Raw genomic sequence first — 13,195 nt, forward strand, 5'->3', positions numbered from 1 at the left:
GCATGAAAATCGCGGTCACCGGTTCCACCGGGCTCATCGGTACGGCTCTTGTCAGCTCCCTGCGCGCGGACGGGCACGAGGTGACGCGGCTGGTCCGGCACCCGGCGCGCACGGCCGACGAGATCGAGTGGGACCCCGTACGGCAGACCATCGACGCGGGGAAGCTGAACGGCTGCGACGCGGTCGTCCACCTCGCCGGCGCGGGCGTCGGTGACCGCCGCTGGAGCGACGCGTACAAGCGGGAGATCCGGGACAGCCGGGTCCTCGGTACGGCCACCATCGCGGAGGCCCTGACCTCGCTCGACTCGCCGCCCCGGGTGCTGGTCTCCGGTTCGGCCGTCGGCTTCTACGGCTACACCGGGGACCGGAAGGTGGACGAGAGCTCCCCTCCGGGGGACGGCTTCCTCCCGTCGCTCTGCGTGGAGTGGGAGGAGGCCGCGCTGCCCGCCGAGGAGGCGGGCATCCGTACGGTCTTCCCCCGTACCGGTCTGGTGGTCGCGCGCAAGGGCGGCGCGTGGGGGCGGCTGTTCCCGCTCTTCCGCGCTGGCCTGGGCGGCCGGCTCGGCTCGGGCGACCAGTACTGGAGCTTCATCTCGCTGCACGACGAGGTGGCGGCGCTGCGGCATCTCATCGACACGGACGGCCTGGAGGGCCCGGTCAACCTGACGGCCCCCGAGCCCGTCACCAACCGCGAGGTGACCGCGGCGATGGGCCGCGTCCTGCACCGCCCCACCCCGTTCCCGGTCCCGGCGGCGGCGCTGCGGCTGGTGGTGGGGGGCCTGGCGGAGGACATCGTGGGCAGCCAGCGGGTGGTTCCGTCGCGTCTGCTGGAGTCGGGCTTCACGTTCGCGTTCCCGACGATCGACGAGGCGGTACGGGCGGCGTAGCGGTACGAGCGGTACCGGCGGCGTAGAGGCTGCCCTTTCAGGTCAACCTCCGGCCCCCGGGAGCGCACGGGGAGCGGCCGGGGAGCGGCCCGGCGGCGGTGCCCGGCCGTCGGAGGGGCGCCGAGGAGGCGCCGGGGAGGTGCCGGAAGGGCGCCGGAGGGGCTTCCCGTACCGGTTCGCGTCGCGCGGCCCCCGCGCCCGGGTGCGTCGCGCCCCCGCACCGGCCGGGCCGCCGGGGAGCGTCCCGCTCCGTTCCGCCGCCCTCCCGCGCGGTGGCACGCACCCCCCATGCATCGGTGCCCCCGCCCGCGCGCGTCCGCGCCGCGCCGATCCGTCCCTACGCTCGACCGGGAACGGGACGACGCCCCTTCGCAGGACTCACTCGTCCAGGGCGTTCCCGGGGGCCCGATGCGGGCATCGGCCCCCCACCCAGCCGCGCTGACCTCGGGGAGGGGCACGTGCTCAGCACCGCACTCGGCACCGCGCACCACGCAGACGTCGTCATCATCGGAGCCGGCCTGGCCGGTCTGTCCGCCGCGCACCATCTCACCAGCGCGGGCGTCACGGTCAGCGTCCTGGAGGCCGCTCCCCACGTCGGCGGCCGGATGACCACGGACCAGGTCGACGGCTTCCGTCTGGACCGTGGCGGACGGCTGCTCACCACCGCCTACCCCGATCTGCTCCGTACGCCGGGGCTCGAAGGCGCGGCCGTCCGGATGTTCTCGCCGGGCGTGCTCGTCCACAGCGACGGCAGGAACTACCGCACCGGTGCGGTCGGGAGCGCACGGAGCGCACTCACCGTTGCGCGCGCCCTGGCGAGCGCCCCCCGCCCGCCACTGGGCGGCGCGGTCGACCAGGCGCGGCTCAGCGCCGCTCTGGGCCGTCTCGCGGCGACGCCGACGGCCCGGCTGCTGGCCCGCCCCGAACGGACCGCCGCGGAGGCGCTCGCGGTGCGCGGGCTGCCCGCCCGCACGGTCAACGGCTTCATCCGGCCGCTGCTCACCGCGCTGCTCTGCGACCCGGAGCTGCGGACGTCGAGCCGGTGCGCCGATCTCGCGCTGCGGGCGTTCGCCCGGGGCCGGCTCTTCGTTCCGGCGGGCGGCGCCGCCACGCTGCCCGAACTGCTGGCGCGGACGCTGCCGGAGGGCACCGTCCGTACGGATGTCTGTGTCACGGACACGTCGATCAACTGCGTGACGACCAAGGAGCACGGCGAGATAGCCTGCCGGTCGCTCGTTCTGGCGACGGGCGCCCGCGCGGCGGCCGAACTGCTGCCGGGGTTACGGGTGCCGGACTTCCACGCCGTGACGGTGCTGCACCACACGGCGCCCGAACCCCCGCTGGCCGAACCGGCGCTGCTGCTCGACGCCGACCGTGAAGGACCCGTCACACACACGGCCGTGATGAGCACGGTGGACCCGTCGCGCGCGCCGCGGGGCCGCGTGCTGATCTCGTCGACGGTGCTCGGCACGCCTCCCCCGGCCGCCGAACTCGACCGTACGGTCCGGGCCCACCTCGCGCGTCTGTACGGGACGCCGACCGACGACTGGGAGCTGCTGGCCGTCCACCACGACCCGGAGTCCGTACCCGCGATGGACCCGCCGCACGACCTGCGCCGGCCGGTCCGGGTGCTGTCGGGGCTGTACGTGTGCGGCGACCACCGCGACACCAACACCGTGCAGGGCGCGCTCTTCTCGGGCCGCCGCGCGGCGCACGCGATCCTGCGCGATCTGGGCGTACGCCCGGCGTACGAGACGGCGCCGATGCCCGCGGTGGCGTAGGCCCGGTCCGACCGGGGACACGCGGGCACCCAGCTCCGGTCCCGTCCGGGCGTCGACCTTCCCCGGACGGGACCGGCTCACCACCTCGCGCGGGCCGGCCGCGGCGGATCAGCCGATCGCGGCCACCCGGTCGCGGTAGTTCCGTACCGCCGTGGCGTCCCGGTACGGCTCCAGGCGCCGCTCGAAGTCCCGTACGTACTCCACCGCCCGCGCCGACCGCATCTCCGCGGCCTGCTGGGCGGCCTCCGCGCCGAGCAGGCACGCCTGGTCCAGCTCGCCCAGGCCGAGACGGCCGCAGGCGAGCACGACCCGGCAGAAGAGGCGGCTGCGGGCGTACTCGGGGGCGCGCAGTTGGAGCGAGCGCTCGGCGTGCTGGACGCAGACGCGGTACTGCTGGAGATCGCGGTGGCAGTGGGCCAGTTCGTCCGCGAACTGCGCCTCGTCGAAGAAGCGCGCCCAGCGCGGTGTCTCGTCGCCGGGGCGCGCCGCCTCCAGGGCGCGTTCGGCCCGTACGAGCGAGGCGGCACAGGCCCGCGCCTCGGAGAGCACGCCGTGGCCGCGCGCCTCGGCGGAGTGCAGCAGCGCCTGGACCACCGGGGGCGCGGACGCGCCGACGCCCTGCTGGGCGACGCGCGCGAGCTGGACGGCCTCGCGGCCGTGGCCCAGGTAGACCGCCTGCCGGCTCATCGTGACCAGGACGTACGAGCCGTACACGCGGTCCCCGGCCGCCTGGGAGAGCCGCAGCGCCTGGACGAAGTAGCGCTGGGCGAGGCCGTGCGCGGCGATGTCGTACGAGGTCCAGCCCGCCAGCCGGGTCAGATCGGCCGCGGCGGCGAAGAGTCTGCGGCCGGTGGACTCGCCGTACTGGCCGCGCAGCATCGGTTCGGCCTCGTGCTCCAGGTAGCGCACGAGGGCCTGGCGGGCGTGGCCGCCGCCGTAGGCGTGGTCGAGGGCGCGGAAGAGATCGCCGACGGAGCGCAGCGCCTCGATGTCGCCGGCGGTGACGCGCTGGCCGACGGCGCGTTCGGTGCGCGGGCGCGGAACGGAGGGCGGGGAGGACGGCGAGGGCGGGGAGAGCCGCGCGGTGTGGAGCGGGGGCGGGGCGTGTGCGGGAGCGAGGGCGGGGACGGGGACGGCGGCCGAGGGCCGTCCCTGGATCTGGGCGTGCGCCGGGGGCTGGGCCTGGGCGGGCACCCGGGGGGATCCGGGCCCGCGGCCGGGGCGTTGCGGGACGAGGCCGGTGGTGCGGCCGGGCAGGGAGCCGCCGGGTGCGGCGGGCCCGGTGAGCCCGGCGGCCGGGGCGGGACCGGCGGACAGGGCGGGACCGGCGGGTGCGGCGGGCCCGTTCCCGGCCGGACCGCCGGGGCCGGCGGCGGCGAGTCCCGGGTGGGCCACCCGCTCGTCCGCGCGTCCGATCAGCCAGTCGCGGCTGGGGACGACCAGACCCGCCGGGGTGAACGCGATCTTGCGCAGTTCGTTGTGGCTGCCTGAGTCCTTGCGCCACAGTCCGCCGACGATGTCGACGGCTTCCTCGGGTGTCGAGGCGAATTCGAGGCCCGCGTAGACCGGGGCACAGGCGTCCAGGCCCAGATCCTGCGCGGAGAGCCGGCGTCCGAGCCGGCGGGTGAAGACCTCGGCGATGAGTGCGGGCGTGGTGCCGCGCGGCTGCTGCCCGCGCAGCCACCGGGTCACCGACGTCTTGTCGTACCGCAGATCGAGGCCGTGCTCAAGGCCGAGCTGATCCACCCGGCGGGCGAGACCCGCGTGGGAGAAACCGGCTTCCGCGATGAGGGCGGCGAGCTGGCGGTTGGGGGTGCGCTGCGGAGGTCGTTCCGACATGTGCTGTACGGTCTCCTGCCTTCCGGGCCCGGGGAGCAGCCCTATGGAACGGCGCGAATGTAGTAGCCGTGACCGGTCTCACTGTCACGTTCGCCCCACATTCATCCGATCGTGTGAGGATCCTTTGCGCTGCTGACGTGGGACGGAGCGATGGAGCGGGCGTCTGCCGGGCGCCCTGAGCCCCGTACACCTGCTCGGTCGTCCTCCCGGGGGCCGCCGTACAGTGGCAGAGGCGCTATGCGTGCAGGACGAAGGTTTCTCGGCCGGTGGTAAGGAGGCTCTGCCGTGAGTGAGCTGCGGTACGTCCATCTCGGGTTCGGCGCGGAGGCCGTCGAGTACGAGGAGGCGTGGCAGGAGCAGCGCAGGGTCCACGCGGCCCGGTTCGCGGACGAGGTCCCCGACACCTGTCTGCTGCTGGAGCATCCGCCGGTCTACACGGCCGGACGGCGCACGGTGGACAGCGAGCGCCCGCTCGACGGCACCCCCGTCGTCGACGTGGACCGCGGCGGGAAGATCACCTGGCACGGTCCGGGACAGCTCGTGGGCTACCCGATCCTGAAGCTGCCGCGTCCGGTGGACGTCGTCGCGCACGTACGCCGTCTTGAGGACGCGCTGATCCTCACCGCCGCCGACTTCGGCCTGGAGACGAGCCGGGTCGAGGGGCGCAGCGGCGTGTGGGTGCTCGGCGATCCGGTCGCGGAGCGCGCGCCGCTGGGCGGGCTCCCGCAGGGCGGACTTCCGCACGGCGGACTCTCGCACGATGGGCTCCCCCACGGTGGGCTCTCGCTGGACCTCGCGCCAGGGACGGCCCCCGGAGTCGCCCCCGGGGTCGATCCCCGGCTGGCGGACGAGGAGTTCGACCCACGGCTGAACGGGCCCGAGTACGCCCCGTCCAACGCGGGCCAGCGCCGGGAGGACCGCAAGCTCGCGGCGATCGGGATCCGGGTCGCCAAGGGCGTGACCATGCACGGCTTCTCGTTCAACGTGAACCCGGACAACACCTGGTTCGACCGGATCGTGCCGTGCGGGATCCGGGACGCGGGCGTGACGTCGCTCTCGTACGAACTGGGCCGCGAGATCACGGTCGCCGAGGTCGTCCCCGTGGTGGAGAAACACCTGCGGGCCATCCTGGAGCGGGCCGAGCCGGCTCCGCGGGTGATCGAGCGCGAACCCGTACGGGAGGCCACGGACGGGCCCGTACGGGAGACCGTGCCGGCCGCCGGGGCGCTGAAAGCGAGCGCCTGACACACACCTCCCCGTGGGCCTCGGCCGTACGGGGGAATGCACCCCTCCGCGCCGGGGTTGCGCAGAGTGAAGACCACGCAAATAACGGGCGTAACCTGGTGTTCGCCGAAGAATCGAATGCCGCGCCAGCAGAGAGAGGTGCCGGACGTGTCCGCTGTCGCACCCGACGGACGCAAGATGCTGCGCCTGGAGGTCCGGAACAGCCAGACCCCCATCGAGCGCAAGCCCGAGTGGATCAAGACCCGGGCGAAAATGGGCCCCGAGTACCAACAGTTGCAGAAGCTCGTGAAGAGCGAGGGCCTGCACACGGTCTGCCAGGAGGCCGGCTGTCCGAACATCTTCGAATGCTGGGAGGACCGCGAGGCCACCTTCCTCATCGGTGGCGAGCAGTGCACGCGGCGGTGTGACTTCTGTCTGATCGACACGGGCAAGCCGGAGCCGCTGGACCGCGACGAGCCGCGCCGTGTGGGCGAGTCCGTCGTCACGATGGACCTCAACTACGCCACGATCACCGGCGTCGCCCGCGACGACCTGGAGGACGGCGGATCCTGGCTGTACGCCGAGACCGTACGCCAGATCCACACCCTCACCGGTGGGCGCGAGACGGGCCACACCAAGGTCGAGCTGCTCATCCCGGACTTCAACGCCGTGCCGGAGCAGCTCGCCGAGGTCTTCTCGTCCCGGCCCGAGGTGCTCGCGCACAACGTCGAGACGGTGCCGCGGATCTTCAAGCGGATCCGCCCCGGCTTCCGTTACGAGCGCTCCCTCGAAGTGATCACGCGCGCCCGTGAGGCGGGGCTGATCACCAAGTCCAACCTGATCCTGGGCATGGGCGAGACCCGTGAAGAGGTCAGCGAGGCGCTGCGGCAGCTCCATGACGCGGGCTGCGAATTGATCACGATCACGCAGTACCTGCGACCGTCCCCGCGTCACCATCCGGTCGAACGCTGGGTGAAGCCGCAGGAGTTCGTGGAGCTGAAGGACGAGGCCGACGCGATCGGCTACTCCGGTGTCATGTCGGGGCCGCTGGTGCGTTCCTCGTACCGCGCGGGCCGGCTGTACCAGCAGGCGACCGAGCGGCGCGACGCGGCGGTCGCCGCCGCCCAGGCTGTGTGAATCGGCGCACAAGTAGCTACTCGCCGGTAGCGCCCGGCATGCCGCGGTCCGTACGCTCCTCGCAGGTCGGAGGTGGGGTACGGGCCGCGCGGCCGTTCGGTCCCGCGCTCTCCCCTCTCGCCAGGGTTTCATCCGCGTTTGACCGGTCGGTCACGCCCTGGTAACACCAATGAGTGACACTGGACGCACACTCCGCGAACAGACGTCCCACTCTCCGCTCACCCGTTCGCTTACGCGTTCGGTCGCCTGTCTGCCTTCATCGCTCCTGAGGGGACCGCCATCATGCAGGTCGCGCCGGCACGACCCACCACCGTCACCGAGGCGATGACGGCAGCCACACCCGCCCGTACCTCCATGGCCCTGCCGTACACACTGCCGTCCGTCTCCGCCGCGCTGCGCGCCGTGGAGTCCCTGCTCCTCAGCGGCGGCCAGCGCACGGCGCGCCGCAACGCCTGGACGGCCGTCCTGGAGGACCGCCGCAGGGCCAAGGACCGGGTCGAGACGGAGCACGTACTGGAGGCGGTGTCGGACGCCACTTCCCACGCCACGTAAACTTCTGGGCATGGCGAGGAAGGACAACGCAGACACTGCTGCGAACCAGGGGCGACTGAAGCAGATCGCCCTCACCTACAAGATGACCCGGCGGGCCGACTCGAAGGTCGGGCTTGTCGTCGGTGGTGTGGGAATCGTCACCTTCGGTGTCTTCCTCGCGATCGGCTTCCTGATCAATCACCCCATCTATCTGGGGATCCTGGGATTCATCCTGGCGTTCCTCGCGATGGCGATCATCTTCGGCCGACGCGCCGAGCGGGCCGCCTTCGGTCAGATGGAGGGCCAGCCGGGCGCGGCGGCGGCGGTCCTGGAGAACGTCGGCCGTGGCTGGACCACGACCCCGGCCGTGGCCATGAACCGCAGCCAGGACGTCGTCCACCGGGCGGTCGGCAAGGCGGGCATCGTCCTGGTGGGCGAGGGCAACCCGAACCGGGTGAAGAGCCTGCTGGCGGCCGAGAAGAAGAAGATGGCGCGCATCGTGGTGGACGTGCCGGTGCACGACATCATCGTCGGTGACGGCGAGGGCCAGGTGCCGCTGAAGAAGGTCCGTACGACCATGCTGAAGCTGCCCCGGGTGCTGGCGGGCCCGCAGGTGACGGCGGCCAACGACCGGCTGCGGGCGATGGGCGACCTGATGAGCAACATGCCACTGCCGAAGGGCCCGATGCCCAAGGGCATGCGGATGCCGCGCGGCGGAAAGATGCGCTAGCGGGACACACCAGAGACACAAGAGGGCGGCCGGAGATCTCTCCGGCCGCCCTCTTTCACACCCTCTGCCTCTGTCTTGCTCTTCTTTGTCTTCGGCTACTCAGCCACGAACCTGCACGGCGCGCCCGAGCTGGTCGTGGAGCCCGCGCCCGTCGCGGTCCCAGATCAGCGCCGGAACGGCCAGGCAGAGCAGCACCGTACGGACGAGGACCCGGCCGAAGCCGATCCGTCCGCCGTTCACCGCGACGACGCGCAGGCCGAAAAGGCGCTTGCCCGGCGTGAAGCCGACCGTGCCGACGGTGAGAACGCTGAGTACGAGGAGCACGCCGAGCGCCCAGTTCCCCGACGCCTGCCAGTCACCGTCGGCGAGGAGCCCGTATGCGATCAGCATGCAGAGCCCCCAGTCGACGAAGAGCGCGCCGAAACGCCGCCCGAGCGGGGCGACGGAGCCGGGCCCGTGCTCCGGCAGACCGAGCCGCTCACCCCGGTAGCCGAAGTCGACGCCCATGTTCTCGGCCGCCGCGCGGGGCCCCGAGAGCCACGATCCGATTGCTTGCCTGTTGTCCACCCGTCCACGGTACTGCGGCGGTGTCCGCGCGTGGGGGACGGGGTTGGCACCAGAGGCGTGGGGGTACTCGTGCGGAGCCGTCGCACGCCCGGCACCCACCCGGGCTGGTTAACTTCAACGAAACAAATGGGTCATGCTGGAGAAATCCCGGAAACCTAAGGTCGGGTCCAGCGTGTGCCACCGCACTGGCCGCACGACCGATAACCCCCGCCCCTCCCCGGGTCGGGAGGAGGAGGAGCTGGATGTTCCAGAACGCCGACGAGGCCAAGAAGTTCATCGCGGACGAGGACGTCAAGTTCGTCGACGTCCGCTTCTGCGACCTGCCTGGCGTGATGCAGCACTTCACGATCCCGGCGAAGGCGTTCGACCCGACCGAGGAGCTGGCGTTCGACGGATCCTCGATCCGCGGTTTCCAGGCCATCCACGAGTCCGACATGGCGCTGCGCGCGGACCTGTCGACCGCTCGGGTCGACCCGTTCCGCCGTGACAAGACGCTGAACATCAACTTCTTCATCCACGACCCGATCACGGGCGAGCAGTACAGCCGCGACCCGCGCAACATCGCCAAGAAGGCCGAGGCATACCTCGCCTCCACCGGCATCGCGGACACCGCGTACTTCGGCCCCGAGGCCGAGTTCTACGTCTTCGACAGCGTGCGTTTCAACACCACCGCCAACGAGGGCTTTTACCACATCGACTCCGAGGCCGGCGCCTGGAACACCGGTGCGGTCGAGGACAACCGCGGCTACAAGGTCCGCTACAAGGGCGGCTACTTCCCGGCCCCGCCGGTCGACCACTTCGCCGACCTGCGCGCCGAGATCTCCCTGGAGCTGGAGGCGTCCGGCCTCCAGGTCGAGCGCCAGCACCACGAGGTGGGCACCGCCGGCCAGGCCGAGATCAACTACAAGTTCAACACGCTGCTGGCCGCGGCCGACGACCTGATGCTCTTCAAGTACATCGTGAAGAACGTCGCCTGGCGCAACGGCAAGACCGCGACCTTCATGCCCAAGCCGATCTTCGGTGACAACGGCTCCGGCATGCACGTCCACCAGTCGCTGTGGCAGGGCGGCACGCCGCTCTTCTACGACGAGCAGGGTTACGCGGGCCTCTCGGACACCGCCCGCTACTACATCGGCGGCATCCTCAAGCACGCCCCGTCGCTGCTGGCCTTCACCAACCCGACGGTGAACTCGTACCACCGCCTGGTCCCCGGCTTCGAGGCCCCGGTCAACCTGGTCTACTCGCAGCGCAACCGCTCCGCCGCGATGCGCATCCCGATCACGGGCTCGAACCCGAAGGCCAAGCGCGTCGAGTTCCGCGCCCCGGACCCGTCCTCCAACCCGTACCTGGCCTTCTCCGCGCTCCTCCTCGCGGGCCTGGACGGCGTCAAGAACAAGATCGAGCCGGCCGAGCCGATCGACAAGGACCTCTACGAGCTCGCCCCCGAGGAGCACGCGGGCGTCCCCCAGGTCCCGACCTCCCTCCCGGCCGTCCTGGAAGCGCTGGAGGCGGACAACGAGTACCTCCAGGCCGGCGGCGTCTTCACGTCCGACCTGATCGAGACGTGGATCGACTACAAGCGCACGAAGGAAATCGCGCCGATCCAGCTCCGCCCGCACCCGCACGAGTTCGAGCTGTACTTCGACATCTAAGAGGCGAGTTCCGGCGACCTGGGCGGAAGTCTGGAGACCGGGCAAATGAACGAGGGCCGCCATCCCATGACTGGGGTGGCGGCCCTCGTTCATGCGCGGTCCTGCTCGCCAGCGGCCCCACTTCGCGGAACGCCCCACTGGTACAGCACGTAAACTTTCGGGCGGCGAGTTCGTACCCACTTCAGGCGATATGAAAGCTGCGAGCGGCACTCACGCGAACGGCCCGGAAGGACAAGATCCAGATGAACGCGTCGGGCGGTGTGAGTCCGTACTCGACCGGCGGGGGCGGGACCGTATTCGAGCACCACTATGGCGCCGTCCTGCTCTCACACCTGCTAACCGGCACACCGGTGCCCGGCCTGGGTGACGAGGTGACACCTTTCGAGGTCCGCTTTCAGGCCCGCGCCGTGACCGCCGTGGACGATTACTTGGTTGTCGGCCAAGCGGATAATGGGGCTCGGCACCGCATGTCGGTCGCAGTGCGCCGTCGCCCCAAGCTGGCAGTCACAGACTCCCCGTCGGTCGAATTGATGACGTCCTTCCTGACGATCTTGCAGGAACAGTGGGCGTCTCTGGACGCAGGCCGCTGGCATCTGGCGCTGGCTGTGGCCTCACCCTTTCCCCGGGCAGCATCTCTGCAAGCTCTGGCCACGACCGCTGTCGCTGCCGGGAGTGCCCGCGTATTCCGAGATCGCGTGGCCGAGCCGGGGCGACTGAACAAGTCGGCACACCACGTGCTCAGGGACCTGAAGGCTTTGGTCACGGGCGCGGTGAATGCCGGTGCCCCTGATTCCGGACTCGCGCCTGACGCTCTTACGTGGCGCCTTCTGGCTCACCTGTCCATCTTGGACCTTCGCCTGGAGGGCGTCCGTCCCGAAGACCGCACAGCGGCCGTGGAACGACTCCAGCCTGTGGCCGCCCAGGGTGCAGCAGCGGATGGATCCGCGTTGTTCTCGCGGCTGAGGGAATGCGCGAGCGACTACGCTCCGACCGGTGCGACCGTGACCCGTGAGTCCTTGCTCCGAGCCCTCTCCGGTTGGCCTCTGACACAAAACTCGGCTCCACCTACCCCACCGGACAAGCCACGCCCCCTCCGCAAGCGCGCCGCCAGCCGGAGTCTTCCCCAACTCCTGTGGTCGCGTCCGGATCGTTTGCGGCCAGGTGCCCGCCAGCCCCGGCTCCACGGCGACACGCTGCTGGTCGTGGACGGCCACGTCCTGCACGCATTCGACGCCAAGTCGGGCGAGCCGCTGTGGAGACCGAGGCCGATGGGACACAACAACCAGCCGCCCGTGGACGGCACCACCGTCTTCACCTCAGGAATGGGAAACACGCTCCGTCCCCGGGACATCCGCTCGGGCGCGGAGACCGGCCCCCGCCTGGACCGCTGCGCGGCAGCACAGGCCGTGTGTGATCGCGGCACGCTCTATGTGCCTGATCGAAAGGGCACCTTGCACGCTTACGACACGACCTTGGGACGGCGTTTGTGGAGCTGGCGGCCTGAGCCCACAGCCTCAGGCTTCCTTGAGCCCCCGCGCATCGTTGATGACACTGTGTACGTTACTTGGATCAGCCCCAGCTCGTCCCAGCCCTGGGCAGTTCAGGCTCTCCATGCTGACACAGGCGACACACGCTGGCCCGAACCGCTCCGTCTTCCCTCTCCGCAGCGGTGGCTGATCTCCGGTGACAAAGTCCTCGCGATAATTCCCGATCCAGACACGGGCGCACCTTGTTTGGCTACGTACGACGTATGCGGTGGGACCTTGCTATGGCAGAAGCATCTGAGCGACTGGGTCGTCGGGAAGCCGACGACCTCCGAGAAGTCCTTCCACCTGGCTCACCCCGACGGCCACGTCTCGTCCTGGGACGCCCTGACCGGCGACACTCACTGGAAAGCCAAGGTCGCGAAGTCTCTTCGTACCCACCCCGTAGCGGCAGGCACACAGGTGCTGATCACGTCGTGGGACCCTGGCCGGCTCGTTGCCCTGGACAGCACCGACGGAACGGTCACGTGGCGCGGCACGGTCCGGCCGACTGCCGCGCTCATGACTCCCGCATACCTCGCGGGTGACTCGGCTTGGGCAGTGACCCGTGCGGGAGTGCTCCAAGGCTGGGATCTGCGCACCCGGCGCCGTCTCGCAGGTGCCCATGAGGACTTGCTATGGAAGCCTGACGTGCAGGGCATGCCCGAGCTGCGCGACGGTGTCCTGTATGTCGTCACCGGAAACGGTAACCTTCACGCGATCTGCCTCGATGGTCCGGAGCAAAGCGTTTCAGCACCATCCTTTCGGGGCCTTACCAGCAATTAGCGCTCTCCTAATTCCAGCCATCTAGCGACACCTGAAGGCAGCCCGTGAGGTACCGATGGAGGGCGCTGGCAGTGGTCGCCACGAATGCCTTGGGAATGGCCTCGGCGTCGACCCAACGGACCTGGGAGTGCTTGCGGGGTTCGCGGTTCTCGGGTTCGCCGGTCCATTCCTCAGCGGCGAAGACGACGGTGAGGAAGCCGTTGGGGGCTTCGACGCCCCAGGCGCCGTGGATGATGTGGGCTACCTTGAGGGACTCGGGCTTCACCGTCAGGCCGGTCTCTTCGTAGAGCTCGCGTACCGCAGTCTCGGTGATGGGCTCGCCCGGCTCGCTCTTGCCGACGGGGAGGTCCCACATGCCCTGGGCGAACTTGGCGTTCTCGCTGCGCTGGAGGAGGACGACGCGGTTGGTGGCCTTGTCGTGGACGATCACGGCGGCGACCAGCAGGGTCATGGATTCCAGGGCGGGCTTGAGGGTCTTCGGCTGGTCGTTGGTCTGCTGGGCCACGGTGTTCCCTTCGTCGGGCGGATTGTTGGGCAT

Annotated in this window: 11 protein-coding genes; 8 read left to right on the forward strand and 3 right to left on the reverse strand. The window is 70.6% G+C overall.

What is annotated here, in order from left to right; translation table 11 throughout:
- Positions 1–2 precede the first annotated feature (2 nt).
- Both ACIO3P_RS02280 and ACIO3P_RS02285 read left to right on the forward strand, forming a co-directional pair.
- Positions 3–887, forward strand: a complete 885-nt coding sequence (locus tag ACIO3P_RS02280; protein WP_329825940.1) for a TIGR01777 family oxidoreductase — start codon at positions 3–5, stop codon at positions 885–887.
- Between the two features lie 458 nt (positions 888–1,345).
- Entirely contained in the window at positions 1,346–2,668 is a 1,323-nt protein-coding gene (locus ACIO3P_RS02285) for an NAD(P)/FAD-dependent oxidoreductase (RefSeq protein WP_329825939.1), read from the forward strand.
- A gap of 108 nt (positions 2,669–2,776) precedes the next feature.
- Here ACIO3P_RS02285 and ACIO3P_RS02290 read toward each other — a convergent pair whose 3' ends face one another.
- On the reverse strand, positions 2,777–4,507 hold the full coding sequence (locus tag ACIO3P_RS02290) for a regulator (RefSeq protein WP_401850428.1): 1,731 nt from the start codon (positions 4,505–4,507) through the stop codon (positions 2,777–2,779).
- Between the two features lie 285 nt (positions 4,508–4,792).
- On the opposite strand from ACIO3P_RS02290, the gene lipB reads away from it, so the two are divergent.
- From lipB to ACIO3P_RS02310, 4 genes are all read left to right on the forward strand, one after another.
- On the forward strand, positions 4,793–5,752 hold the full coding sequence (gene lipB, locus ACIO3P_RS02295; RefSeq protein ID WP_401850429.1) for a lipoyl(octanoyl) transferase LipB: 960 nt from the start codon (positions 4,793–4,795) through the stop codon (positions 5,750–5,752).
- 147 nt (positions 5,753–5,899) lie between these two features.
- Positions 5,900–6,868, forward strand: coding sequence for a lipoyl synthase (locus tag ACIO3P_RS02300; RefSeq protein WP_329825936.1), 969 nt, complete (start codon positions 5,900–5,902; stop codon positions 6,866–6,868).
- Positions 6,869–7,192: 324 nt separating this feature from the next.
- Positions 7,193–7,420 carry a hypothetical protein gene (locus ACIO3P_RS02305; protein ID WP_329826305.1) on the forward strand — a complete coding sequence of 76 codons (228 nt, stop codon included), beginning with the start codon at positions 7,193–7,195 and terminating at the stop codon, positions 7,418–7,420.
- A 10-nt stretch (positions 7,421–7,430) separates the two neighbouring features.
- Positions 7,431–8,129: a DUF4191 domain-containing protein gene (locus tag ACIO3P_RS02310; protein ID WP_329825935.1), complete on the forward strand. Its 699-nt coding sequence runs from the start codon at positions 7,431–7,433 to the stop codon at positions 8,127–8,129.
- A 99-nt stretch (positions 8,130–8,228) separates the two neighbouring features.
- Here ACIO3P_RS02310 and ACIO3P_RS02315 read toward each other — a convergent pair whose 3' ends face one another.
- Positions 8,229–8,696 carry an RDD family protein gene (locus ACIO3P_RS02315; RefSeq protein WP_329825934.1) on the reverse strand — a complete coding sequence of 156 codons (468 nt, stop codon included), beginning with the start codon at positions 8,694–8,696 and terminating at the stop codon, positions 8,229–8,231.
- A 242-nt stretch (positions 8,697–8,938) separates the two neighbouring features.
- Here ACIO3P_RS02315 and glnA point away from each other — a divergent pair, with 242 nt between their 5' ends.
- A complete protein-coding gene (glnA, locus tag ACIO3P_RS02320) occupies positions 8,939–10,348 on the forward strand; it encodes a type I glutamate--ammonia ligase (protein WP_329825933.1) in 1,410 nt (469 codons plus the stop codon).
- Positions 10,349–10,878: 530 nt separating this feature from the next.
- Positions 10,879–12,657 carry a PQQ-binding-like beta-propeller repeat protein gene (locus ACIO3P_RS02325; protein WP_401850861.1) on the forward strand — a complete coding sequence of 593 codons (1,779 nt, stop codon included), beginning with the start codon at positions 10,879–10,881 and terminating at the stop codon, positions 12,655–12,657.
- A gap of 7 nt (positions 12,658–12,664) precedes the next feature.
- Here the strand turns inward: ACIO3P_RS02325 and ACIO3P_RS02330 are convergent, their stop codons facing one another.
- Entirely contained in the window at positions 12,665–13,195 is a 531-nt protein-coding gene (locus ACIO3P_RS02330; protein ID WP_401850431.1) for an NUDIX domain-containing protein, read from the reverse strand.

It is taken from the genome of Streptomyces sp. NPDC087310 (assembly GCF_044744405.1).
Classification (GTDB): domain Bacteria; phylum Actinomycetota; class Actinomycetes; order Streptomycetales; family Streptomycetaceae; genus Streptomyces.